Genomic DNA, 21,001 nt, shown 5'->3' with positions numbered 1-21,001 from the left:
TTACAACCAGTTCAGGTGGCGGATCGCTTCCCGGTTCCTGACCATGCTGATCCCCTTTTCAATATCTGTTGTCTCGATGGACTGCCGCTTGTCCATGAGCGCGGAGAGAATAGCTTCCTTGATCATCATGCGGAGATCGGAGCCGGAGAACCCTTCGGTCCGGGCTGCCAGTTTCTGGTAGTCCACCGTGCACCTGAGAGTGGAGGTCACTTTCTTTAAGATGTTCTTCCGCATCTCTTCGTCGGGGAGCGCGAACTCCACCACCTCATCGAACCTCCGCCACGCCGCCTCGTCCAGCAGCTGCGGGTGGTTGGTGGCACCGATCAGGATGACGCTGTTCTTGATCAGGTTGATCTTGTCGATATTCTTCAGGAGGGAGTTCACCGCGCGTTTCATTGCCCCGTGATCATCGGTGGTCCGGCTTTTTGCGACAAAGTCGAATTCATCGATAAAGAGGATGACCGGAGACAGTTTTTTTGCAAGTTCAAAGATGCGGTCGATATTTTTCGAGGTCTCTCCAAGGTACTGCGAGGTGATCATCGAGAGCCGCACCTCGAGCACGGGCATATGCATGGTCCGGGACATGGCGAGCGCCATGGAGGTTTTCCCCGTGCCCGGCGGGCCTACGAAGAGGAGTTTCCCGATCTCGTAGATCCGGTGCCGGTGCAGGAATTCGCGGTGGATCAGGGCGTGCTGGATCTTGCCGATTATCGCCATCTGGTCCGGGGTGCAGACAAGGTCGTCGATGTGCTGCTCGACCTCTTCGGGGGCGTTGATGATGACAAGGTCGAGCGCTCCCCTGAGTTTTTCGTCTTCGCTCACCAGTTTTGAGATGCGGGCATCGAGGTGCGCCTTCGTGTCCTCGAACGGGGGGTTGGCTGCGCGGACCGCCTTGTAGGAGACGCCGGCAGAGTCAAGGTTTTCGAAGAAAAATGCAAGTGCCGGGTTCTTCTCGATGCAGGGCCTGCCTCCCTGTTTCAGGAACCAGCGGGCAGCCGGTTCAAGTGCCGTGAGCCGGAGGCGCTGGCCAAACTCCTCGTAGGCGACAAAAGGGTTTGCCGCGAGTTTCTGGTGGGCGTCGGGAATGGCGAGGGTGCGCTTGATCAGCCCGTCGCTGACATACACCGGCCGCTTGACTTCCGTGGCGGTCGCCGCACCGAAGATCTCGCGACAGGTCGGGGTCAGGTCGTTGATATCGAGTTCTGGGTTCTGGTTGAATATCTCAGCGGTCAGAACGACTTCCATAATGCGCAGGGCTTCAGAATCTCCAGACATGGCTGTAACCTTAATTATTCATCGCCAGAATGAATAAGGCTATCTCACCGGGTCGTCACGACGCAGCCGTCCGGCGTGACAATCACCGTGTGCTCGTGCTGGGAGACCAGCGCCCCCGGGATGTCAGAAAGTACCGGGTAGACATGGAGCACCTGCGACCGGACAAGCAAAGGCAGTGCTATATCGAGTTTTTTATCCCCCAGCCAGCGGCGGGCAAAGGGCAGCCCGTTGCGTTCCCGGATCTTTTCGAGCACGATTCGGCCGGCAGGCGTCCGGACCGGTCTCTGGGAGACCAGGGAATAGATCTCCCTCCTCGGTTTCTCGCCCACCCGGCCGATGCCTGTCGAGGCGAACGGTTCGATGGCAAAGACCATCCCTTCCTCGAGTACCACCCCACCGGAGATCCCGATGTTGGGGATGGTGGGGGAGCGGTGGAGGACGTACCGGTCAAGCCCGTGCCCGGTCAGGTTCGAGATCGGGCGGTAGCCGCGGCTCTCGATCTCTTTCTGGATGGCCGCCCCGAGCCCGCCTGCTGTTGCCCCCGGCCGGACTGACCGTATCGCCGATTCGAGTGCCTGTTCGGAGGCCTGCAGGAGGAGCGAATTGCTGCCCAGGTCGACCGTGGTCGCGGTGTCCGCAATGTACCCGTCGATCTGCACCCCGAGGTCCAGTTTTGCCACGTCGCCCCGGGAGAATACCCGCTCATCGCCGTACGAGGCAGTGTCGTGCGCGGCGTCCTCGTTGAGTGAGAGGTTGAGCGGGAAGGCGAGCGCTGCCCCTTCCTCCCCGACCCTCGCCTCGATCGATTCGACGAGTTCACGGTATGATGCCCCGACACGGATGGACCGTGCACCGTCCTGCAGGATCGTTGCCGCAACCCTCCCTGCATCCCGGTATTTTTCGAACACTTCGTCATTCATACGATGAGATCCTCCGGGAAATCCGTGAAATTTGCAAAGCCCTTCCGTGTGACCGCGCCGATATCCTCCAGCCGGACGCCGCCGGTTCCGGGATAGTAGAGCCCCGGTTCGAGGGTGATGACGTTGCCGGCTTCGAGTTCCTTTCCCGAGGGCCCGACCGTGGGGAGCTCGTGGACCTGCAGCCCTACGCCGTGCCCGAGATTGTGGACAAACCCGCGGGTGTCGCTCTCGTACCCCCGTTCCCGGAAAAAGTCCACAACGGCCTGGTATACCTCTGCACCCGGCACTCCCGGTTTTACCTTGGACACCGCGAGCTGTTTTGCCTCCCGCAGGGCATCGTACATCTCGCGGATCCCGGGAGACGGCTCGCCCTTGACTACAGTGCGGGTCATATCGGAATAATAGCCGCTCTCTTCTTCGACCGGGAAGAGATCGATGATGACCGGTTCGTCAGCCCTCAGCGGGCCGGTACCGGTCATGTGGGGGATCGCGGTGTCCTCCCCGCACGAGACGATGGTGTCAACCGCGGTGCAGCCGTGCTCCAGCAGGTGGCAGTGCATGGCATATTTCACCTGTTCGGCAGTGAGGGGTCTTCCCCCGAGGTGGAGGACTCCCTTCTTTACCGATGACTTCCTGATGAGGGCCACGGCGAGCCCCATGGCAGCCCCGGTGACCTCCTGGACGTGCCGTATCGCCCGGAGTTCCGGTGCAGATTTTTTTGCCCGCAGGGAAAGGACGGTCCCCTTGTCGACCGTGACCGTACAGTACTCCCTGAGTGCCTCGGCAAGGGCTACGGGAAACTGGGGCGGTACGAGAATGTTTTCTCCCGTCTGGCCGGCGATCATCCGTGCCGTCGCGCGGAACGGGTCTTTTTCCGTTTTGAGTATCTCCGGTAACCCGGCCTGCGTCCGGGTCATGACCGTGGCCTTCGATTCGTGGGACGCGCGCCCGGTCTCCATCTGGGAGATGATGATAACGCCGTTCCTGCCGGGCTTTTTGAAGAAGACGAACGGGTCGCTCGTGACAAATGTCGTCAGGTACCGCATGTCTGCGTCGCGCGATGAGGCATACGTGACGTAGGCGTCGGCACCGCTCTTCCTGATCGTATCGGAAAGTGGATCCATCTGCCGGGAATATATGTAGTGAAACGTCAAGTACTTTTATTCCGGGGTCGACGTACGAGTGATGGATGCGAAAGCCAAAGACCAGTTCAGGTGGAAGTTCTACCGGCTTGCAGTACAGCTGAATATCATCGTCCTTCTCGTTGCGGTATCCGTCCTGGCCCTTTTTCTCATCCCGGCACGGTTCCGGCTCCCGCTGGTCGCCGTGCTGCTCGCGGGCGCACTGGTGCTTTCGGTCAATTTCCGGAAAAAATACCGGGAGACCAGGGCATGGCTTCACGAACAACCGGATAAAAAAACCGGTGAATAATACCGGCGATCCGGAGGATGGAGGAGACCGAATGCTCGAAAAGATGAAGGACGAGGCTGAACTGGTCAGCCGCCACCTGCAGGTGGCCCGTGCCGTAGCTGACCACGAAACGATCGGCATCATGAAACTCTCCGAGCTCCTCGACCTGCCCTCCCACCGCATCCGCTATTCGCTGCACGTGCTGGAGCAGCTGGGGTACATCCGTGCTTCACCTGATGGCGCTGTGGTAACTCCCCGGACCGTGGAGCTCTTCACGCACCTGAACGCGGACCTGGAGGAGATCATCGGGCTCCTCGAGGCCATGAAGCGGGATGAACATTATTGACGGTATCCCCCGTCACCTGCACACCCTGCCTCCCGGTAGTTACCTTTAAAAGTACTCAGAAAGAATCTAATAAGGCGCAGTGAGACTGCCTCCCTAACTCAGTTGGTAGAGTGTCGGACTGTTAATCCGAATGTCACAGGTTCGAGCCCTGTGGGGGGCGTTTAAAGGGCCCGTAGCTCAGTCCGGTCAGAGCGCCCGGCTCATAACCGGGCGGTCATGGGTTCGAATCCCTTCGGGCCCACTGTTTTCTGGTCCTTTTGACTGGTCTTCTCTTCCCGTCCCTTCCCAGCGCCATGCCCCGAAGGAAAATTTGAAAAACTTTCTATCTTGGGACGATCATAGGGAGCAGCATGAAGTGTCCTGTCTGCGAGATGGACTGTGTCAAATCCGCACAGGACGTCCTGGCAACCCTCCCCTCCCTTTTTCTCCCCTGCCCGGACTGCAGCCTGAGGATCCTTGACAAGCGTGCCCCGCTCCCGTCGCTGGAGTATGCCCGGCCGTGTTCGTGCGGCAAAAGGTTCATCGACGAGGTCTTTGCCCACATGTACGTAATCATGGTCGCGGAGGGGGACCTGAACAGGACGGACCCGCTGATCGCTGTCGGGTCGCCGCTCGTGCACCCCGGGTATGCCATGGACCGCCCGCCGTTCCTTACGGAGAAATCGCTCGTACTGCTCTCGCCGCGGGTGACAAAAAAGACGGCAGAACGCCTCGTTGCAGAGGTCCCTGAACTCCGCGGGGTCGTCAGGACCGGCAGTTTTGTCCCGGGAATAACCAGCCCGGACCTGAAAACGGTCCCGAAGGTCTACGAACTCCTTGCGGGATGCGATGTACGGGCGGATATCTTCCCGCTCCGCACTGGCCCCCTGGTGGTGTACAAGCAGCAGTCCCTCCTGCATATCGAGTTTCCTCGCGGAGGGTACCCGAAGATCCGGGCCGTGGAGCAGCACGTGGGGAATCCCCCGGCCCGGTATTTTGTCGATGCCTGTTCCGGTGCGGGGACGCTCGGCCTTTCCGCTGCCTGCCTCGGTGTGCCCCGCGTCGTGATGAACGACGCTTGGTACGCTTCGGCATTCTGGTCTGCCTTCAACCTTGAAGTGAACCGCGGGTACCTCAGGATACGACGGGTGAAAATATTCGAACAGTTCGAGGACATGCAGAAGCACCCGGTCACCCGCTACCCGGTAAAGATCGCGGAGACGGAAGGAGAGCAGGTGATCGAAGTGTACCAGGGGGACCTCCTCGAGCTGCCGCCGGTCCTGCTCCCGGGCGTCCCCCCGCTGGCCGCGCTGGATCTTTTTGACAAAAATGACGTTGCGGCCACCCGAAAGATACAGGAGGAATGGCTGGCCCGGGCCGGCGGGGAAGCGTTCATCCCGTGAACTCATGCCGGCGGTTCCGGAAGATCGCGGGTGCATCCGTGCACAGGGCAAGAAGCCTTTATTGGGCGGTGTGCAAAAGTATATGGGGACTAGCCCGGGTGGCTCGGCGTCACTTGTTACCCGAAACCGTCGGTACGCGGGGGGCGAAGTTTGACTGAGGCTGCAACGGCCTGCGGGAGCTTGTGCGTTCTGACCGTGAAACCTTGTCCCATGAGGTCGATGGCCAGGGATCAAAATTCCGGAGGGAATGGCGACCTGTCGCTGCGGGGACCGGTTCAGGCCCGGAAGGGAGCAGACTTACCGCAGACATCCGGCGCCCATGGGGTAACGGGGCGGAGGATGAGCGCTTTGGCAAACGCAGAAACGTGCAGTCGACCGATAACACGTCCCCATTCGCGAATATCATGGCAAAAGTGACCATTATCGGTGCAACGGGCAATGTCGGGATGTTTGCCGCACATGCCATCTCCGCTATCCCGCATGTCAGCGAGATCCTTCTCTATGGGAGGAAAGGGCGCGAATCTCTTCTGAAAGGCATTACCCAGGATCTCGGGGACTCGTTTGCTGCACGGGGGACGGATATGCGGGTCACCTGGACAACTGACCTGAAAGACGCTGCAGGGTCAGATGTGGTCGTCATTACTGCAGGAGCACCGCGCACGCCGGAACAGGACCGCCTTGATCTTGCGATGGGCAACGCACGGATCATTGCCCCGCTTGCCAGGACGATCGGCGAGATCGCTCCGGAGACCAAGATACTGGTGGTCACCAACCCCGTCGATGTCATGACCAGCGTTGCGCTGAAATATTCGAAGCTGAAGCCCACCCAGGTCTTCGGCCTCGGGACGCACCTGGACTCGATGCGCCTCAAATCGCTGATCGCTTCGTACTTCCATGTCCACGTGAGCGAGGTCCATACCCGTATCATCGGCGAACATGGCGACAGCCTTGTCCCGCTCTGGTCCGCGACCACCATCGGCGGTATCAGGATCTCGAACCTGCCGGAGTTTTCACACCTGCCGGTTAAGGAGATCATCGAGTCGGTGAAGTGCAGCGGCCAGATGATCATCCAGAACAAGGGCTCAACCGTGTACGGGCCCGGTGAGGCGATCGCATCCCTAGTCAGGACCGTGCTGTCCGATGAAAACCGCATCCTGACCGTGTCCGCCTATATCAAGCGCGAAGTCCACGGGATCGGCGATGTCTGTATCGGCGTGCCTGCCCGAATCAACCGCGAAGGGGTCTTCCCGATCGCAATCCGGATCGATGAATCGGAAGTCATCGCGTTCCGCGAGTCCGTGGAAAAGATCCGCATCAGCACGAAACACGTGCTCGAAGCGCTGGAAGAATCGGTGATGGAAGAGTAAGAGTCCCAGGGAAAAAACCGGGGATGAAAAAAAGACGTTCCTGAACTGTGTTATGTCAGGGTCACTTCAATGATCTCTGCCCGCTCGACACCGGGTATGGCACCGATGGACTTTTCAAGGGCGTCTGTTTCCCCGCCGGCGTCGTTGACGATCGCCACGAACTTGATCGCCTTGAGGCCAAAACCGATGGGCTCTTCCTTGATATCCTGGATGCCGGGTAACCTCTCTCTGAGTGCCTTTTTGAGCTGCTCGAGGTCCACTTCAGGTGACTCGGGCATGACCTTCATGATGACAGCGACACTGCCCATGGTTCACGGTCCCCCGAACCCGCACTTAGAGCAGACGTAGGGAATACTCTGCTCCCTGCACCGGTAGCACCGGGTGATCTCGACACCGCACGCGGGGCAACCGAATTCCGTAGCGCCCTCTTCTGCAAGCGGAGCGCTGCAGGATGTACACTTCTTATCTGACATTATTGCTCCTCCAAGGATTCCTATAGTATCTCTTTTGAAACCTTTAAAAGGTTGTACTGATGCGCGTGCCCGGGACCGGGTCGCCGCTGAGGTATCGGCGGAGCAGTTCCGGGCGCGATCCATTAAGAATGAACGTATCCACCCGGTTTTTAAGGACATAGGGAATAAAGAGCAGGTCGGTCACGTCTGTGGCCAGCGGGGTGTCCACGTGTTCCCGCAGGACACCTCCGCTCGCGATCCCGTCCACGGATTTGAGGAGGAGGAGGTCGAGGCAGAGGGAGGAGGCTGCCCATGCCGCGATGGTATCGGACGTGACGTCCCATGAATGGGGGAGAGGGTCCCGCTCCCGCAGGACGCGGGCGGGGAGGAGGACGACGGTCTGGTCCGGCACCGCGAGCCGGTCCGTGGCAGGAATACCCTGCGATGCGATATAGCTGCCGTACTCGTCCATGGCCGCGATGGCTTCCCAGTGGGCGGTCTCATCATCGAGCCCCGCATCCCTGACGGCGTCGGCAAACGGGCCGCCCCCGGGGACGACAAAGAGCGGACGCACTGAGGACCGGAGGAAAGGCACGAGGTCCGGGACCCGGTTATACAGGCTCCCCCCGACTTTCACTACGAGGGGTCTCTCATGAGAGTGTACCTTTGGTCTTTGCTGCCGGATCATAACGGTTATCTATTATATCATGAATTTTATATCTTCAATGGCATGAACTGGCTCAGTATACGCTGCCTCCCTGTGCTCATCCTTTTTTGCCTGTGCGTGACGCACGCGGGAGCGGCAGTCCGGATCGCTGAGTTCTGTCCCGATCCTTATCTTCATGATGATGCTGATGAGTATATCGTCCTTTCCGGGACCGGGGCGCTTGACGGTATCACGGTTTCTGACGGGAGGGGAGGGTTCCGGTTCCCGGCCGGCGCAAAAATTGACGGGAGCACGACGGTTGCCCGGAGCGGGAAGGCGTTCGAGCAGAGCCATGGCAGGCCCCCGGATTTTGAATGGCTGGACACGTCCCCGGATATTCCGGACGTGATAAGCGGGGATACCCTCCGCATGGCGAACACCAGGGGCGCGCTGATGCTGTACGAGAACGGGAACCTTGTGCAGAAAGTCAGCTGGCCGGGGGACGTGAAACCGCGCGAAGGGCAGGTCCACTTCCTCGAAAACGGCCGGTGGGATCCCCGCCCCCTCATGATCGGCCAGTCACGGTTTCCTCCTGCGGTCTTCCGGAACGTCTCGGTGACAGCATTCGTTTCCCCGGACTGTTCTGACGGGCTGTTCGCTTATGTCGTGAACAATGCCACAAAGGAGATCCTGCTCAACGTGTACGAGTTCTCCAGCCCGGCGATGGGGGAGGCTCTCATGGCGGCGCATAACCGTGGTGCTGACGTGCAGGTCCTCGTTGAAGGTGGTCCGGTGGGCGGGATTTTGCCCGAAGAAAAAGATGCCCTCTGGCAGATGAACCGGAGCGGAATTCCGGTCTCTGCGATGGTCTCTTCAAAGGACGTGCACGCCCCGTACCGCTACGACCACGCAAAATATGCCGTCATTGACCGGAGGGCGGTCCTGCTGACGAGCGAGAATTTCAAATTCAGCGGGTTTGCGGAAACGGGGACGACCGGCAACAGGGGGTGGGGTGTCTACCTTGAGGACCCGGCGCTGGCCGGCTATTTCTCAACCGTTTTCCTGACGGATATGAAAAGCCCGTCAGTTGTCCCCTATAGCGGGGCAGCCGGAAATCCGGAATCGCCCTCGACAGTCAAATATGCCGCTGAGTTCGCGCCCCGGAGGTTCGATAATGCCACGGTCATCCCGGTTCTTGCGCCCGATACAAGCGGCCAGATCGCGGACCTGATAAAATCGGCAGAAGTGAGCATCGAGATCGAGGAGGCGTACATAACCAATGAGACCCCCCTCACCCTGAACCCGTACCTGTCCGCCGCCATCAATGCCTCGCGGCGTGGCGTCCGTGTCAGGGTACTGCTGGACTCGTACTGGTATAACGTTGATGGCCGGAACGACAACGACGAGATGGTTGCGCTCATCAACCGTATCGGCGCCGCTGAACATATCCCCCTGGAAGCCCGGTGTGCAGACCTCGATACGAACCGGATCGAAAAGATCCATAACAAGGGGGTCATTGTCGACGGCCGGAACGTCCTGGTGAGCAGCATCAACTGGAATAGTAACTCGCCCAGTTTCAACCGCGAGGCCGGCGTCATCATCGACCATCCCGCCGTGGCGCAGTACTTCCTCGGTGTATTCGAGGACGACTGGAACCCGTCCGTGAAATCACCGGGAATAAAAACCGATCATCTCAAAATTGCTGCGGCTGTACTGGTCATCGCGGTCCTGCTGATGATCTGGTACCGCCGCCACCGGGTATGACAAGCTGTCACGGACCCACGGATAGCTGGGGTAATTTTTTTAAAAGAGCCGTAATTCAGAACTTTTTGAGTGCGCACTGGCACACATCGCATAAGTTGATGTCGCTCTCACCGGTTACTACGGCCATTGCCCAGCGGTCGATGATACTGTCGAGGTCGGAAGATATCTGTACTTCCCCTGCTCCCCGCTTCCTGCTGATGTACTGGGACACTGCGGCCCGGGTAACGCCAAGCCTTCTTGCGGCATCGCTCTGGCTGAGCCCCTGCCTCTGGACCAGCCGGAATACCATCTCCGCTCTCATCGGGGGAAGAAGGTTCCGGACCATGGTGTCACAGTGCATCAGGGTACAGGTATGCTTCATCATACGCACGCCGGTTGCAGCTTTCCCGTCTCGGCAGGTCTCTGCTGGTAGATGATCTGTCTGGCGTCGCGGAAATTGAACTTCTCGATGATGAGCTGGTGCTCTTTGAGTTTTTTCAGGGCATATCGCACGGTCCGCGGCGCGAGGTGGCTCTTCTGCACGAGGTCCTTGTGGGTCATCGCGCCACCGGCATCCAGGATCTCAAGCACCGTCTTTGAGGAGGGTGGTAAGGTTGTAGGATACATGATAAAGTGTTAACACTGTTAACATATCAATCTGTCGGTAATTTAAACCCGGGTCCTCAATACACGATCATGTTCGTGCGCCAGGAACGGGTAGCAGCGTTGCTTCTGGTCGGTGTTGCAGTCGTGGTGATCGGGGCGCACCTGGTACTGGATTCTGTCGGGAAACAACCGTTTGCCCGCACGTTCACCAATGCCTCCGCCGACGGGGAACTGGTAATGGTCGAAGGCACCGTCAGCCAGGCCACCCTTACCCGGAGCGGCGGGCACATGGTCCTGAGCCTGGACGAGGTGTCGGTTTTTGTACCTGCGCAGGCTGCTGAAGGGCTGACGGTACACAAAGGGGACCGAATATCGGTGTACGGGACTGTCCAGATGTACCAGGGGAAAAAAGAGATACTCGTAAGCTCGGGCAGGGATATCCGGATTATGCCGGCGGAGTGAATGATCCGGAACCGGTGCTGCCAGCTGAGGAACCCTGACCGGCTGGAACGGTGCCGGCGGTTCAACCCGCCTTCTGTTCAGGACTCCCCGCGTTCTTCTTTGCTTTTTCCTTCCCGATCGATTCAAGGGCGTTTCGTGCGGTCTCCCGGACTTCCGCATCAGGGTCCGTAAGGATTTTTGTGAGAGCGGCAGCCGCTCGTTCATCCGCGATAGCGCCGAGCGCCCACGCCGCATTCTTCCTCACCTGTTTTTTCTTGTCCTCGAGCAGTGAAATGAGCGCAGGAACAGCGGACGGGTCCCTGAGTTTTCCGAGTCCCCATGCGGCCCCGGCCCTCATCCATTTTTCATCGGATTTCAGCGCGCTGATGAGGGGCCCCACGGCGCGGCGGTCCCCGAGTTTTCCCAGGGACTTCGCTGCCAGCCACTGGACGTCGACATAAGGATCGCTGAGCGCCTCGATCAGCGGCCCGACGGCAGTGCTGTCCCTTTCGTCACCCAGGGCCTCTGCGGCACGCCAGCGATAATTGAGGTTATCGTCCTTCAGGAGGGTGATGAACCCCCGGATCCGCAGCTTTCTTCGTTCTTCTGTTCCCGCAAGCTCTTCCGGTGTTGGTTCCGGTGGAGTTCCTGCCGCAGGAACCGGTGAATCAGCGTCCCCCATCCTAGCTCAACAGCCACCCATACGTGGTGTCGGACTATTAATTTTTTCTCTTGATTCCCGGGCTATTTGAGAGGATCCCGCACTGGTTCCGTACAGAAGTATGACTGCGGGCTGCCCGGCTGTTTTTTCTCTTCCGGGAAAATTTCGAGATTTACGGAAAAGTTTTTCACAGTATGGGTGAGTGCCCCCATGCTGATGATGTCAACCCCGCAGGCCGCATATTCCCCGATGGTGGACTCATTGATCCCGCCGGAGAGTTCGATGACTACACGGCCTCTCAGCCCTGCATCGTCAAGCGCAGCGAGCGTCTCCCGTACCTGCCCGGGTCCCATGTTATCTAAAAGAATAATATCTGCTCCGGCTGCTGCAGCGCTGAAGGCATCGCCCGGGGTCTCGACCTCAACCTCGATCTTTTTGTAGGCCGTGCTCTTCTTCGCAGCATGTATCGCTTCTCCGAGCGGGATGAGGGCGAGGTGGTTATCCTTGATCAGGAACCCGTCGCTCAGGTTCATGCGGTGGACCTCCCCTCCCCCGATCCGGACCGCCTTCTTGTCGAGTGCCCTGATCCCGGGGCAGGTCTTCCGGGTCGCTGCCACCCGGCAGTGTGGGTTCTTCGACCTGACGATGCCGGCCATCCTGGCGGTCTGGGTGGCTATCCCGCTCATCCTGCCGATGATGTTGAGCGCTGTCCGCTCGACAAGCAGGATCTTTTTTGCACTGCCGGTGAGCGATAGCAAGATATCTCCCGTGTTCACGACATCCGCGTCAGTTTTCCCCCGGGCGACAGAAATGCCGAAATGGGAGAAGAGTGAGGACGCTTCCTCAAGCCCTGCAATGATCCCGGCCTGCTCGGCCCGGATCGCAGCCCGGCAGGTGACGTCCGGTATGATTGCGTCCGAAGTGATGTCCCCTCTCGGTGCATCTTCCTCTATAAACTTCAGCAGGTAATCGACTGAAACCATGACTGCTGCCACCGGCTTTTTCGTCATGTCCCGAGGACTATCGGGTCACTCAGTTTTTCGAGGAGCGAGAGGATGGAGAGGGCGGCAAGGTAACTCGTGGCCGGGTTGTCGGGGCTCGGGAAGTTGGTCACCCGGATGTACGCCTCCCCGAAATCCCCTTCAAAGAAGAGTTCGTGCACGTTCCGGTCTACCGATGGGTCGACCCAGAGTTCCACGTCGGTTTCCTGGCCGGCCGCGAGACTCATGGCAACCGAGACGTTCACATTTTTTGGGAACGCCTTGATGCACTCGTTGGCCTTGCCGCTGAAGATCCTCTTTTTTGTGTCTGCTTCAATCCCGAGCGACGCCGGGCTCTTGGTGGTCTTGAGGAGCAGCCGGCTGATCGTGGAAATCCGCCCGACCTTGAGATTGTCGAGCCCGAAGATTGCCCCGCTGGGGACGTAGACCTTTTTTGCGGATGTCTGTGCGGCCGTACGGATCTTCTCTCTGAATTCCGCGTCCGTAAGGGCGCCGACACTCATGATGACCATGTCCTTGCGGTGGGTCAGGACTTCGATCGCATAGGCCTTTGCCGCACTGACAGACGCCGCTTCTACGACAATATCAATATCGGCATTGATAAACGACCCGAAGTCCTTGTAGACCCGTGACCCTGAGATCGCTGCGATCTCCTGTGCCCGTCCGGGCACCTTATCGAATACGGCAGAGATCTTGAAGCCGCTGGCATGCGTTGCAATAATATGCCCGATATTGCCGCAGCCGAGCAGCCCGATCTTTATCATGGTTAACAGATTATGGGTACAATCGGTTAATGGTTTGCGTTCACAACCGACTGCGTCGTGAAACCGGTTTTTTCCGGTACCCTTTGCCAGGTTGGTACTCCCTGCACCTCCGGATGGTGTCCCTCTCTCCTGAATACCCGCTGGCGGGGGGCTCACGAGCGTCTGCCGGGTCGAAGTGCCAGCTTCAAGACTTTATACGCATCGCGTCCAATGGATCCGGTGGCTGTGCTATGGCGACACCTTACCGGGGCAATCCGTCAGGAAATTCTTCCGGAGAAGGGGCGATAGACTCCCTTCGCGACCGGCGGGTCTTTGTCGAGACCTACGGGTGCCGTTACAATTTCGGGGACACGGCAAAACTTGTTGAGGTCCTGAAACAGAACGGGAATGCGATCGTGGGATCGGCAGACTTAGCCGACACGATCATCATCAATACCTGCACGGTGGTCGGACCTACGGAGCGGCGGATGCTGAGGCGTCTGTCGCAGTTCCGGGACCGCAACCTCTGTGTTACCGGGTGCATGCCAGCGGTCCAGCTCAAGGCGATCCGGGCTGTCTGCAGTCCTGTTGTCATCCCCCCCGAATCCATCCATGAAAGCTACCGGAAGGTAAGGACCGTACCGGACGGGCCGGTCGGAATAGTCCAGATCGCCCGAGGGTGCTCGGGAACCTGCACCTACTGCATCACCCGCTCCGCACGCGGCAACCTGAAAAGTTGCCCGGAACGGGAAATCTATGACGAGGTCCTGGCATTTGTACGGAAAGGTACACTGGAGATCCAGCTGACTGCACAGGACGTAAGTTCCTATGGCCGGGACACCGGGCGGTCGCTTCCGGAACTGTTGCACCGGATCGGGGACCTGCCAGGGCATTACATGCTCCGGGTCGGTATGATGAACCCCGCTACCGTCAGGAGGGATCTTGACCGCCTCATTGAGGCTTTCGGAAGCGACCATATCTTCAAATTCATCCACCTGCCGGTCCAGTCCGGGTCGGATATGGTTCTCGGGCGCATGGGTCGGGGGTATTCAGTCGCCGATTTCGAGGAGATCGTTGCCGCATTCCGTGAAACGTACCCGGAAATGACGCTGATGACCGACATGATCGTGGGGTTCTGCGGTGAAACCGATGACGACTTCAACCAGTCGCTTGAACTCATCCGCCGTACCCGGCCGGACAAAGTGAATATCACCCGCTATTCCCCGCGCCCGTTCACCCCGGTTTTCTTGGAAAAAGATTTTCCCGACTCGGTCAAGAAGGACCGCTCGCGCAGGATGAACTCCTGTGCGGAACAGATCTACCGTGAACTCAACCGGAGGTTCCTGAATACGACCGTGCCCTTCGTAGTGACCGAATCCGTCCGGGAGGGGTCGGTCATGGCACGCTCCCCGGATTATCTCGGCATCGTGATCAACGAGGACCTGCCGATGGGCTGTGAAGGGTGGGCAGTCCTGAAAAAAGCCCGGAACTATTTCTTTATCGGGGAACGGGTCGCCTGACCTGCATGGCTATTGCCGGGTGCGGGGGAAGTCCCGATGCGGAAACGAGCGGTTTTATAGGCGGAGCATAAAACCTTCTTATCCTTTTATGAAAACCGCCGGAATGAGGGTGAAGATATGGACGAGATAGAAAAAGGCTTTGAAAAACTGATGAAGAAGATCGAGGAGCTGCAGGAAAAGAACGCGACGCTTTCTGAGAAGGTCAGGACAAATGATGCAAAACTTCTCGCGAAGATGAGTGCATCCGCGGTCCCGGTCGTAAAAATAGTCGGTCTCAATATGCTCAGGATGGGCAAGCAGGACACCAAAGGCGAGATCTACGACCCGGTGTACTACCCGCAGAAGATGATCGTGCTCGGGAAGTCCGAACCCGCCGCGTTGCGTCCCGATGACCCGTCAAAAAAAATAACCGACCAGTTCTGCGTGCTGTCGGAAGACGGGGATTTTTTCGAGCTGATGTACAGTTTTGATGGGTTCCTCACGGATTCGTATCTCAACCCGGTCGATCCGAAGACGGCGCTCGACCGGTACGGCTACGATATTCTGTTCATGCTCTACCGGGCAATGCATGACTACCTGAAGGGGGAAGAGGCACTCATTGAGGCTCTCGAAAAAGTGGTAGGATACGTTTTTGCCCGGGCATGACGGCGGAATCCAGATCTCTATCTCATCTTTTTTCCAGAAGAACGGTGCCCTGCCCGGATGGTTCCGTATGTTCACGCGCTGCTTTTCCGTGTTCCCCCGGCGAAAGCGGACACTACGGGATCGGAAACGAAAAACAAAAGAAAAACCCTGATGGGCCCGATGTGATTCGAACACATGACCTCCCGGTTATCAGCCGGGCGCACCACCTGGCTATGCTACGGGCCCAAAAGCTACTGAATTTACCCTAATATCTACTGCATCAGAGTTTTTATAGGTTGTGAATCCATGGGCAGGCTTCCGGGAACCTTCAGATAGGGATATGTGCAAAAAAACTACGATACTAGTACTGGAATTGGGATCATGGAACGAAGATATCTTCTCGGGAACGAAGCGATTGCACATGCCTGTCTTGAGTCGGGTGTCGACTTTGTAAGCGGCTATCCCGGTACGCCCTCATCGGAAGTGATCGATGTGCTGCGGGCCCGGCCGGACCGTTCGTATTATGTTGAGTGGTCGGTGAATGAAAAAGTGGCACTGGAGAACGCCCTTGCCGCAGCATGGTGCGGCATCCGCGCACTCTGTACCATGAAGCATGTCGGGCTGAACGTGGCCGCCGATCCCCTGATGACCAGCGCTTATACCGGCGTGACCGGCGGTCTTGTGATCATGAGCGCAGACGACCCGTTTGCCCACAGTTCCCAGAACGAACAGGACACCCGCTGTTATGCCCATTTTGCCCGGGTGCCGTGTCTCGATCCCGCAAGCGTCCAGGAAGCGCATGACATGATCAAGCCCGCGTTCGAACTTTCCGAGGAGTTCGGGCTCCCGGTGCTCTTCCGGCCCACGACCCGCATCTGCCATTCGAAAGGTGACGTGGAGCTGGGGCCCGCCGTCCCCGGGCTGAGGAAAGGGGAGTTCCATAAGGACCCCCGGCAATACGTGGTGATCCCTGCCCATACCCGTGTCCTCCACAAAAAACTGAACGAAAAACAGCCGGCGATCCGGAAGAGGCTTGTCGAGAAGGGGTTCAACCGGTACGAGATCCGCGGAAAGACCGCGGTCATTGCAAGCGGGATCGGGGCGTCCTATGTCCAGGAACTGCTGCCGGATGGCGTTTCCTTCATGAAGATCGGCGCGTACCCGATCGACGAGGAATGGCTCGGGGATTTTGTCAGGAAACACGAAAAAGTCCTTGTCATCGAGGAGCTTGCACCGGAGATCGAGGAGACGGTGCGCCAGGTCGCCGGGTGTGTCCCGGTATTCGGGAAGAAGAACGGGTACTCCCCCTATGAGGGGGAGTTATCGCCCCAGGTGGTCGCGGCCATACTGGAGAAGGCCGGGTTCCTGAAGAATCCGTTCCCGCCGGCGGAACCGGTACCGGGCCTGCCGCCACGCCCCCCGATCCTCTGTGCAGGCTGCCTGCACCGCGGGGCATTCTATGCGATAAAGAAGGTCTTCAAGGACGCAATCTATCCAAGTGATATCGGGTGCTACACGCTCGGTCTCCAACTCGGGGTCGTCGACACCACAATCTGCATGGGCGCCTCGATCACGGTCGCGAGCGGCATCGCGCACTCCGGTGAGACACGCGACGTGGTATGCACGATCGGTGATTCCACGTTCCTGCACACCGGCATCCAGGGCCTGATGAACGCCGTGTACAACGGTGCGGATATGACCGTCGTGATCCTTGACAACCGGATCACGGCAATGACCGGCCACCAGCCGAACCCGAATACCGGCGCAACGGCCTGTGGTGTCGAGACGCCGCCGGTCTCACTCGATGCCGTCTGCCGTGCGTGCGGGGTCAGGTTTGTCGAGACGGTCGATCCCTACGATATCACCGGTATGGTGAACGTGCTGCAGGAGGCAAAGAAGCGGAATGGTGTCAGGGTTGTCATCGCCAGACAGATGTGTGTCATCTCGGCCCGCCGCGCCGGGGTAAAACGCGGGAGGTACCTGGTTGATCCGGAAGCATGTACCGGGTGCGGGACCTGCGTGCGGTTCGGCTGTCCGGCGATAGAGTTCGAAGACGAGAAAGCCCGGATCAACGAGTTGTGCAGCGGGTGTGCGGTCTGTGCCCAACTCTGTCCTGTGGGTGCCATTGTGCGGGAGGGGAAGCGATGACCGGCAGTTTCGACATCCTGATCGTCGGGATCGGCGGGCAGGGCACCATCCTCGCCTCGAACATCCTTGGCGAAGCCTGCCTGATCGAGAGCAGGCACGCGAAAGGTGCAGAGACCCACGGTATGGCCCAGCGCGGCGGTTCGGTGGAGAGCCACATCCGGATTGATGGGCGGTACGGCCCCCTGATCGCTCCCGGGCAGGCCGATCTCCTCATCTCGTTTGACCTCCTCGAAGCCCTCCGCTACTCGCATTACCTCAAGAAAGGCGGCAGGATCGTGGTGAACCGGCATCTCGTGCTCCCGACGTCTGTCTATACCCAAAAACTCCCGGCCCTGACTGAGGACGAGATCATCACGGCCCTGAAAAAGTATGATCTCTGTCTCCTTGACGCGGACAGGATCGCGACCGAGGCAGGCAGCCCGCTCTCCCAGAACGTGGTGATGCTCGGCGCTGCGTCCCGCTGGATGCCCCTGAAACCGGCAACCCTCCTTGAATCGGTCAGGCGCCTTGTCCCGAAAAAGACCGTGGAGATCAACACGAAGGCCTTCGAGATGGGCAGGGAAGCCGGCGGGACGGGCTGATGGAACCCCGGCTGGGTGCATTCGAAGAGGACACCCTCTACGAAGGGGACGCACTCAGGCTCATGCCGGAGATCCCGGCCGCATCCATCGATCTCATCGTCACCGATCCCCCGTTTGCAATCGATTTCAAGGCGCAGAGGCTGAATTACAACCGGACGGGGAGCAATGTGCTCGAAGGCTACCGGGAGATCCCGGAGGCCGAGTACCGTGAGTTTACCCGACGGTGGATTGCCGAGGCCTACCGCGTGCTTTCACCCGCAGGAAGCATGTATATCTTTTCCGGCTGGAACCGGCTCCGCGACATCCTCGAAGGAGTTGACGATGCCGGGTTCACGACCATCAACCACCTGATCTGGAAATACCAGTTCGGGGTCTTCACGAAGAAAAAATACGTCACCAGCCACTATCACATCCTGTTCGTGGCAAAGGACCCGAAACGCTACACGTTCAACAAGATCGACCATTACCCGGAAGATGTCTGGGTCATCAACCGCGAGTACTGGAAGGGGAGGAAGAAGACGCCGACCAAACTCCCCTCCGAACTGGTGAAAAAGATCCTCTCCTATTCCAGCAACCCCGGTGACCTTGTCTTTGACCCGTTCCTCGGTTCCGGGACGGTTGCTGTTGTCGCACACCAAGAGGGACGGCATTTTCTTGGTTTTGAGGTTGTCCCTGAGTATTGTGCCTTTGCCCGGGCAGCCCTCTCCAAAAAAGCGGGTACCCGCCGATCTTCCCTTGAACACGGGGAGCAGGATCGCGTCCGGCATCAAACGGAAAGGACAGACTGATCCCATTAAATACCAGATAATGGGGGGGGTCACCCCCCCGCTTACAATACGGAAGGTGGGGGGGTTACCTCCCTCCTGAAAAAAAAGTGGAGGGGGGGGTCAGCGATCGACCCCCCGACTCAATCGTGAGTAATGGATATTTTTGCGTATGCGTGGCTGTTTGAATTTCCTCTGGAACTCCTGACGTGCGGGACAAAATCTCATTATTACCCACATTTGAGTAGGGGGGTTAACCGGGCCTGAGGGGGTGGGGGGTCGGATCGCGTTTGAAAACCAATTAGAGGGGGGGTTACCCCCCACGTGAAAATGAAACGGATGGGGGGTCGACCGTTGACCCCCTCCTTTGCAATAAAAATCCTGCACAACGAAACAAACGCTGAAGGGGGGAGTTGAACCCCCGAGGCACTTTCGCACCACAGGCTTTCCAGGCCTGCGCCTTACCGGGCTAGACTACCTCAGCAAAAAGTGTATCCTATTGGTATGCCGGTCATTTTTTTAATGGTATCTCTTCTTCCGGAACTGCCGATCAGGTTTTTTGCCGGGTCTCCTGTCCGGATGCGCGGGTTGCACTGAGTCATGCCCCCCGTTCCTCTTCCCGGAAGTCGGCCGCGGCATCCCCGCGAATTTCTGGGGTCTTTTCTGCACAGCCGGTGTCGGTTTTCTCTCCTGTTTTTTCTTTTCGGGGAACTCTTTTTTGGACTTCGTCCACCCGCGGGGATAGGTGCCGGGCGACATGAAGACCGTGGTCGGTGCGATAACCAGCCCGGTCTCGCCAGGCCTGAACGAACCGGAAGGGACGAGCGCCTGCCCGAGACAGATGAACTCCTTCTTTTCTGAGAGGACCGCGACGGTCTGGTCTTTGCCAAACTCCATGCAGCTGATGATCCCTACACCTGCGAGAACGGCGCCGTGGCAGAGCGCGTCGATCGAGGAGTCGCGGACGACCACGATCGGCAGGTCGGGGACCGCTGCGTCCACCGGGAGGATCATGGCCGCAAGCGCGGTACGATCGCCGTCCCGTGCAGCAATTGCTGCATCCTGCACGTCGTGGAGCGTGTGCACCGATTCCTCCCCGAACGTGCCGGAACGGGTGCGGCGCAGCTCCTGCATGTGGGCGCCGACCCCGAGCGCCAGCCCTATGTGGTGGCAGAGCGAGCGGATATACGTGCCGGCATCGCACTCCACCCGGAACAGGACGAGGCGGTCTTCGACGGTGAGAATCTCCATCTTCCGGATCTCCCGGATGCGGAGGTTGCGCCTGACCGCACTCTTGCGGGGAGGGCGCTGGTAGAGCCTACCGGTGAACTCGGCTGCCATCTGGTCGATCCTTGCCCGGTCGACTGTTCCGTGCAGCCGCATCAGGCAGACGTATTCCTTGTCGTGCTGGAGGAGCAGCGGGGCGAGCCGGACGGCATTCCCGAGCATGACGAGCAGCACACCGGAGACCTGCGGGTCGAGGGTGCCCGAGTGGCCGACCTGACAGCCCAGCATCCTTCCCACCCATGCCGCGACTTCGTGACTGGAAGGGCCTCGTGGCTTATCGATAACAAGGATCCCCGCATGGCTCCACACAGGGACCGGCTCCCGTTGTGCTGTATTTCCGGTCATCGTGCGTTCCCCGTACTGGCGAGGCGGTTATTCAGCGCTTTCAGGGTTCCTTCAAGCGACCCGTCTCCCACCACCGCCGGATCGGTCCCCCCTTTGCGCATGGCGGCAGCCGTGATATCCCCGATTGCCATCACCAGGAGGCCGGGTCGCGGTATCCACTCGGCTTTTGCATAGGACATGGCGCTCGTGAACAGGATCGCGTCGGCCGGTTGCAGGTCGAGAGGATCTCCGGTCGGCTCCAGCCCGTAACACCGGAACTCGTGGGCAATCCCCCCGGCAGCACTGATGGATTCGATCAGGGCGGGGTTGGGGACATCAGCCCGGGGGATGCCGATATGTTTCCCCCTGATCCATTCGCCAAGGAAGGGCACGAAATCCCGCGAGTAGAAACCGGGAAGCGTTTCGCAGCCGATATGAAACTGCCGGAGCTCACCTGCCGTCTGTGGCCCGATCGCAATCACGCGGGGATATCTTTTCAGGAGGGGTGCGATGATCTTTGCCGGGAGGGCGCTCGTGAAGAAAAGGCAGTCAAACGCGCCGCTGTGCACGGCATCCACGAATGCCGTGATCTCCTGCTGTCGGATCTCCGACCGGAGCGGGTGGACGCTGTAACAGGAGTGCCCGAATTCCGCGCAGCGTGCCGCATCGCTCTTTTCCTTTCCGGCAAGACGGGTGACTGCGATTTTCATGTGGGATGTGTCGCCCCGGTATGATATGATGGTATGCATTTCGGTTGATT

The 21,001-nt window shown here is 59.0% G+C and carries 24 protein-coding genes, 4 tRNA genes and 1 other RNA gene; 14 read left to right on the top strand and 15 right to left on the bottom strand.

From position 1 onward, the window contains the following. From ABSB80_RS10625 to ABSB80_RS10615, 3 genes are read right to left on the bottom strand one after another with little or no spacing between them, the layout of a single operon-like run. Window positions 1-1,275: an ATP-binding protein gene (locus ABSB80_RS10625; protein WP_428370592.1), complete on the bottom strand. Its 1,275-nt coding sequence runs from the start codon at window positions 1,273-1,275 to the stop codon at window positions 1-3. A gap of 44 nt (window positions 1,276-1,319) precedes the next feature. Next, complete coding sequence (gene map, locus ABSB80_RS10620; RefSeq protein ID WP_428370591.1) at window positions 1,320-2,195, bottom strand: type II methionyl aminopeptidase; 876 nt, start codon at window positions 2,193-2,195, stop codon at window positions 1,320-1,322. Beyond that, the gene (locus ABSB80_RS10615) at window positions 2,192-3,319 is read right to left on the bottom strand and encodes a M24 family metallopeptidase (protein WP_428370590.1); all 1,128 of its coding nucleotides are present in this window, start codon (window positions 3,317-3,319) and stop codon (window positions 2,192-2,194) included. Before ABSB80_RS10615 ends, map begins: the two co-directional genes overlap by 4 nt. A gap of 61 nt (window positions 3,320-3,380) precedes the next feature. On the opposite strand from ABSB80_RS10615, the gene ABSB80_RS10610 reads away from it, so the two are divergent. The 7 genes from ABSB80_RS10610 (at window position 3,381) to ABSB80_RS10580 (ending at window position 6,700) form a co-directional block, all read left to right on the top strand. Then, entirely contained in the window at window positions 3,381-3,626 is a 246-nt protein-coding gene (locus ABSB80_RS10610; protein ID WP_428370589.1) for a hypothetical protein, read from the top strand. Between the two features lie 31 nt (window positions 3,627-3,657). Then, entirely contained in the window at window positions 3,658-3,951 is a 294-nt protein-coding gene (locus ABSB80_RS10605; protein WP_428370588.1) for a hypothetical protein, read from the top strand. Window positions 3,952-4,038: 87 nt separating this feature from the next. Further along, window positions 4,039-4,111: transfer RNA gene (locus ABSB80_RS10600), tRNA-Asn, on the top strand. A gap of 6 nt (window positions 4,112-4,117) precedes the next feature. Next, window positions 4,118-4,192, top strand: a tRNA-Ile gene (locus tag ABSB80_RS10595). Between the two features lie 109 nt (window positions 4,193-4,301). Next, window positions 4,302-5,333: a hypothetical protein gene (locus tag ABSB80_RS10590; protein WP_428370587.1), complete on the top strand. Its 1,032-nt coding sequence runs from the start codon at window positions 4,302-4,304 to the stop codon at window positions 5,331-5,333. Window positions 5,334-5,415: 82 nt separating this feature from the next. Then, window positions 5,416-5,726: signal recognition particle sRNA (gene ffs, locus ABSB80_RS10585), an RNA gene on the top strand. Between the two features lie 11 nt (window positions 5,727-5,737). Continuing rightward, complete coding sequence (locus ABSB80_RS10580; RefSeq protein ID WP_428370586.1) at window positions 5,738-6,700, top strand: malate dehydrogenase; 963 nt, start codon at window positions 5,738-5,740, stop codon at window positions 6,698-6,700. A gap of 50 nt (window positions 6,701-6,750) precedes the next feature. Here ABSB80_RS10580 and ABSB80_RS10575 read toward each other — a convergent pair whose 3' ends face one another. Genes ABSB80_RS10575 through ABSB80_RS10565 form a run of 3 tightly spaced genes read right to left on the bottom strand, consistent with a single transcriptional unit; the run spans window position 6,751 to window position 7,840 of the window. Further along, window positions 6,751-7,008 carry an elongation factor 1-beta gene (locus ABSB80_RS10575; RefSeq protein WP_428370585.1) on the bottom strand — a complete coding sequence of 86 codons (258 nt, stop codon included), beginning with the start codon at window positions 7,006-7,008 and terminating at the stop codon, window positions 6,751-6,753. A gap of 3 nt (window positions 7,009-7,011) precedes the next feature. Further along, window positions 7,012-7,173, bottom strand: a complete 162-nt coding sequence (locus ABSB80_RS10570; RefSeq protein WP_428370584.1) for a zinc finger domain-containing protein — start codon at window positions 7,171-7,173, stop codon at window positions 7,012-7,014. Between the two features lie 43 nt (window positions 7,174-7,216). Beyond that, on the bottom strand, window positions 7,217-7,840 hold the full coding sequence (locus tag ABSB80_RS10565) for an amino acid kinase family protein (RefSeq protein WP_428370583.1): 624 nt from the start codon (window positions 7,838-7,840) through the stop codon (window positions 7,217-7,219). Window positions 7,841-7,882: 42 nt separating this feature from the next. Between ABSB80_RS10565 and ABSB80_RS10560 the strand changes: the two genes are divergently transcribed. Then, entirely contained in the window at window positions 7,883-9,562 is a 1,680-nt protein-coding gene (locus tag ABSB80_RS10560) for a phospholipase D-like domain-containing protein (protein ID WP_428370582.1), read from the top strand. A gap of 55 nt (window positions 9,563-9,617) precedes the next feature. On the opposite strand, the gene ABSB80_RS10555 is transcribed toward ABSB80_RS10560, so the two are convergent. Beyond that, the gene (locus ABSB80_RS10555) at window positions 9,618-9,923 is read right to left on the bottom strand and encodes a transcriptional regulator (protein ID WP_428370581.1); all 306 of its coding nucleotides are present in this window, start codon (window positions 9,921-9,923) and stop codon (window positions 9,618-9,620) included. Next, window positions 9,923-10,168 carry a MarR family transcriptional regulator gene (locus ABSB80_RS10550; protein ID WP_428370580.1) on the bottom strand — a complete coding sequence of 82 codons (246 nt, stop codon included), beginning with the start codon at window positions 10,166-10,168 and terminating at the stop codon, window positions 9,923-9,925. The genes ABSB80_RS10555 and ABSB80_RS10550 overlap by 1 nt, the downstream gene beginning before the upstream one ends. A gap of 69 nt (window positions 10,169-10,237) precedes the next feature. Between ABSB80_RS10550 and ABSB80_RS10545 the strand changes: the two genes are divergently transcribed. Beyond that, window positions 10,238-10,609: a hypothetical protein gene (locus ABSB80_RS10545; RefSeq protein ID WP_428370579.1), complete on the top strand. Its 372-nt coding sequence runs from the start codon at window positions 10,238-10,240 to the stop codon at window positions 10,607-10,609. Window positions 10,610-10,670: 61 nt separating this feature from the next. Here the strand turns inward: ABSB80_RS10545 and ABSB80_RS10540 are convergent, their stop codons facing one another. From ABSB80_RS10540 to nadX, 3 genes are all read right to left on the bottom strand, one after another. Continuing rightward, entirely contained in the window at window positions 10,671-11,270 is a 600-nt protein-coding gene (locus ABSB80_RS10540) for a HEAT repeat domain-containing protein (RefSeq protein WP_428370578.1), read from the bottom strand. 62 nt (window positions 11,271-11,332) lie between these two features. Next, complete coding sequence (gene nadC / locus ABSB80_RS10535; RefSeq protein WP_428370577.1) at window positions 11,333-12,259, bottom strand: carboxylating nicotinate-nucleotide diphosphorylase; 927 nt, start codon at window positions 12,257-12,259, stop codon at window positions 11,333-11,335. Further along, entirely contained in the window at window positions 12,256-13,014 is a 759-nt protein-coding gene (gene nadX / locus ABSB80_RS10530; RefSeq protein ID WP_428370576.1) for an aspartate dehydrogenase, read from the bottom strand. The genes nadC and nadX overlap by 4 nt, the downstream gene beginning before the upstream one ends. A gap of 230 nt (window positions 13,015-13,244) precedes the next feature. On the opposite strand from nadX, the gene ABSB80_RS10525 reads away from it, so the two are divergent. Both ABSB80_RS10525 and ABSB80_RS10520 read left to right on the top strand, forming a co-directional pair. Continuing rightward, on the top strand, window positions 13,245-14,513 hold the full coding sequence (locus ABSB80_RS10525; RefSeq protein WP_428370575.1) for a tRNA (N(6)-L-threonylcarbamoyladenosine(37)-C(2))-methylthiotransferase: 1,269 nt from the start codon (window positions 13,245-13,247) through the stop codon (window positions 14,511-14,513). 117 nt (window positions 14,514-14,630) lie between these two features. Continuing rightward, window positions 14,631-15,158: a hypothetical protein gene (locus ABSB80_RS10520; RefSeq protein ID WP_428370574.1), complete on the top strand. Its 528-nt coding sequence runs from the start codon at window positions 14,631-14,633 to the stop codon at window positions 15,156-15,158. Window positions 15,159-15,309: 151 nt separating this feature from the next. Here ABSB80_RS10520 and ABSB80_RS10515 read toward each other — a convergent pair. Beyond that, a tRNA-Ile gene (locus ABSB80_RS10515) sits at window positions 15,310-15,383 on the bottom strand. A gap of 135 nt (window positions 15,384-15,518) precedes the next feature. On the opposite strand from ABSB80_RS10515, the gene iorA reads away from it, so the two are divergent. From iorA to ABSB80_RS10500, 3 genes are read left to right on the top strand one after another with little or no spacing between them, the layout of a single operon-like run. Next, window positions 15,519-17,285: an indolepyruvate ferredoxin oxidoreductase subunit alpha gene (gene iorA / locus ABSB80_RS10510; RefSeq protein WP_428370573.1), complete on the top strand. Its 1,767-nt coding sequence runs from the start codon at window positions 15,519-15,521 to the stop codon at window positions 17,283-17,285. Then, window positions 17,282-17,866: an indolepyruvate oxidoreductase subunit beta gene (locus ABSB80_RS10505; protein ID WP_428370572.1), complete on the top strand. Its 585-nt coding sequence runs from the start codon at window positions 17,282-17,284 to the stop codon at window positions 17,864-17,866. The genes iorA and ABSB80_RS10505 overlap by 4 nt, the downstream gene beginning before the upstream one ends. Continuing rightward, a complete protein-coding gene (locus ABSB80_RS10500; protein ID WP_428370571.1) occupies window positions 17,866-18,654 on the top strand; it encodes a DNA-methyltransferase in 789 nt (262 codons plus the stop codon). Before ABSB80_RS10505 ends, ABSB80_RS10500 begins: the two co-directional genes overlap by 1 nt. Window positions 18,655-19,028: 374 nt before the next feature. Here ABSB80_RS10500 and ABSB80_RS10495 read toward each other — a convergent pair. From ABSB80_RS10495 to ABSB80_RS10485, 3 genes are all read right to left on the bottom strand, one after another. Next, a tRNA-Ser gene (locus tag ABSB80_RS10495) sits at window positions 19,029-19,114 on the bottom strand. Between the two features lie 35 nt (window positions 19,115-19,149). Beyond that, a complete protein-coding gene (locus ABSB80_RS10490; protein WP_428370570.1) occupies window positions 19,150-20,262 on the bottom strand; it encodes an RNA-guided pseudouridylation complex pseudouridine synthase subunit Cbf5 in 1,113 nt (370 codons plus the stop codon). After that, the gene (locus tag ABSB80_RS10485) at window positions 20,259-20,951 is read right to left on the bottom strand and encodes a uroporphyrinogen-III synthase (RefSeq protein WP_428370569.1); all 693 of its coding nucleotides are present in this window, start codon (window positions 20,949-20,951) and stop codon (window positions 20,259-20,261) included. The genes ABSB80_RS10490 and ABSB80_RS10485 overlap by 4 nt, the downstream gene beginning before the upstream one ends. Between the last annotated feature and the right edge of the window lie 50 nt (window positions 20,952-21,001).

It is taken from the genome of Methanoregula sp. (assembly GCF_050010295.1).
GTDB lineage: Archaea > Halobacteriota > Methanomicrobia > Methanomicrobiales > Methanospirillaceae > Methanoregula.
This window is presented reverse-complemented; position numbering and strand designations above follow the sequence as displayed.

Bases quoted from the DNA above. Each gene is read 5' to 3' on its own strand.
- ABSB80_RS10590 (WP_428370587.1), top strand. From the start codon at position 4,302: ATGAAGTGTCCTGTCTGCGAGATGGACTGTGTCAAATCCGCACAGGAC.
- ABSB80_RS10505 (WP_428370572.1), top strand. From the start codon at position 17,282: ATGACCGGCAGTTTCGACATCCTGATCGTCGGGATCGGCGGGCAGGGC.
- ABSB80_RS10615 (WP_428370590.1), bottom strand. From the start codon at position 3,319: ATGGATCCACTTTCCGATACGATCAGGAAGAGCGGTGCCGACGCCTAC.
- ABSB80_RS10610 (WP_428370589.1), top strand. From the start codon at position 3,381: ATGGATGCGAAAGCCAAAGACCAGTTCAGGTGGAAGTTCTACCGGCTT.
- ABSB80_RS10520 (WP_428370574.1), top strand. From the start codon at position 14,631: ATGGACGAGATAGAAAAAGGCTTTGAAAAACTGATGAAGAAGATCGAG.
- ABSB80_RS10570 (WP_428370584.1), bottom strand. From the start codon at position 7,173: ATGTCAGATAAGAAGTGTACATCCTGCAGCGCTCCGCTTGCAGAAGAG.
- ABSB80_RS10485 (WP_428370569.1), bottom strand. From the start codon at position 20,951: ATGAAAATCGCAGTCACCCGTCTTGCCGGAAAGGAAAAGAGCGATGCG.
- nadX (WP_428370576.1), bottom strand. From the start codon at position 13,014: ATGATAAAGATCGGGCTGCTCGGCTGCGGCAATATCGGGCATATTATT.
- ABSB80_RS10625 (WP_428370592.1), bottom strand. From the start codon at position 1,275: ATGTCTGGAGATTCTGAAGCCCTGCGCATTATGGAAGTCGTTCTGACC.
- ABSB80_RS10605 (WP_428370588.1), top strand. From the start codon at position 3,658: ATGCTCGAAAAGATGAAGGACGAGGCTGAACTGGTCAGCCGCCACCTG.
- ABSB80_RS10545 (WP_428370579.1), top strand. From the start codon at position 10,238: ATGTTCGTGCGCCAGGAACGGGTAGCAGCGTTGCTTCTGGTCGGTGTT.
- ABSB80_RS10490 (WP_428370570.1), bottom strand. From the start codon at position 20,262: ATGACCGGAAATACAGCACAACGGGAGCCGGTCCCTGTGTGGAGCCAT.
- ABSB80_RS10565 (WP_428370583.1), bottom strand. From the start codon at position 7,840: ATGATCCGGCAGCAAAGACCAAAGGTACACTCTCATGAGAGACCCCTC.
- ABSB80_RS10525 (WP_428370575.1), top strand. From the start codon at position 13,245: ATGGCGACACCTTACCGGGGCAATCCGTCAGGAAATTCTTCCGGAGAA.
- ABSB80_RS10550 (WP_428370580.1), bottom strand. From the start codon at position 10,168: ATGTATCCTACAACCTTACCACCCTCCTCAAAGACGGTGCTTGAGATC.
- ABSB80_RS10500 (WP_428370571.1), top strand. From the start codon at position 17,866: ATGGAACCCCGGCTGGGTGCATTCGAAGAGGACACCCTCTACGAAGGG.
- ABSB80_RS10575 (WP_428370585.1), bottom strand. From the start codon at position 7,008: ATGGGCAGTGTCGCTGTCATCATGAAGGTCATGCCCGAGTCACCTGAA.
- nadC (WP_428370577.1), bottom strand. From the start codon at position 12,259: ATGACGAAAAAGCCGGTGGCAGCAGTCATGGTTTCAGTCGATTACCTG.
- ABSB80_RS10555 (WP_428370581.1), bottom strand. From the start codon at position 9,923: ATGAAGCATACCTGTACCCTGATGCACTGTGACACCATGGTCCGGAAC.
- map (WP_428370591.1), bottom strand. From the start codon at position 2,195: ATGAATGACGAAGTGTTCGAAAAATACCGGGATGCAGGGAGGGTTGCG.
- iorA (WP_428370573.1), top strand. From the start codon at position 15,519: ATGGAACGAAGATATCTTCTCGGGAACGAAGCGATTGCACATGCCTGT.
- ABSB80_RS10540 (WP_428370578.1), bottom strand. From the start codon at position 11,270: ATGGGGGACGCTGATTCACCGGTTCCTGCGGCAGGAACTCCACCGGAA.
- ABSB80_RS10580 (WP_428370586.1), top strand. From the start codon at position 5,738: ATGGCAAAAGTGACCATTATCGGTGCAACGGGCAATGTCGGGATGTTT.
- ABSB80_RS10560 (WP_428370582.1), top strand. From the start codon at position 7,883: ATGAACTGGCTCAGTATACGCTGCCTCCCTGTGCTCATCCTTTTTTGC.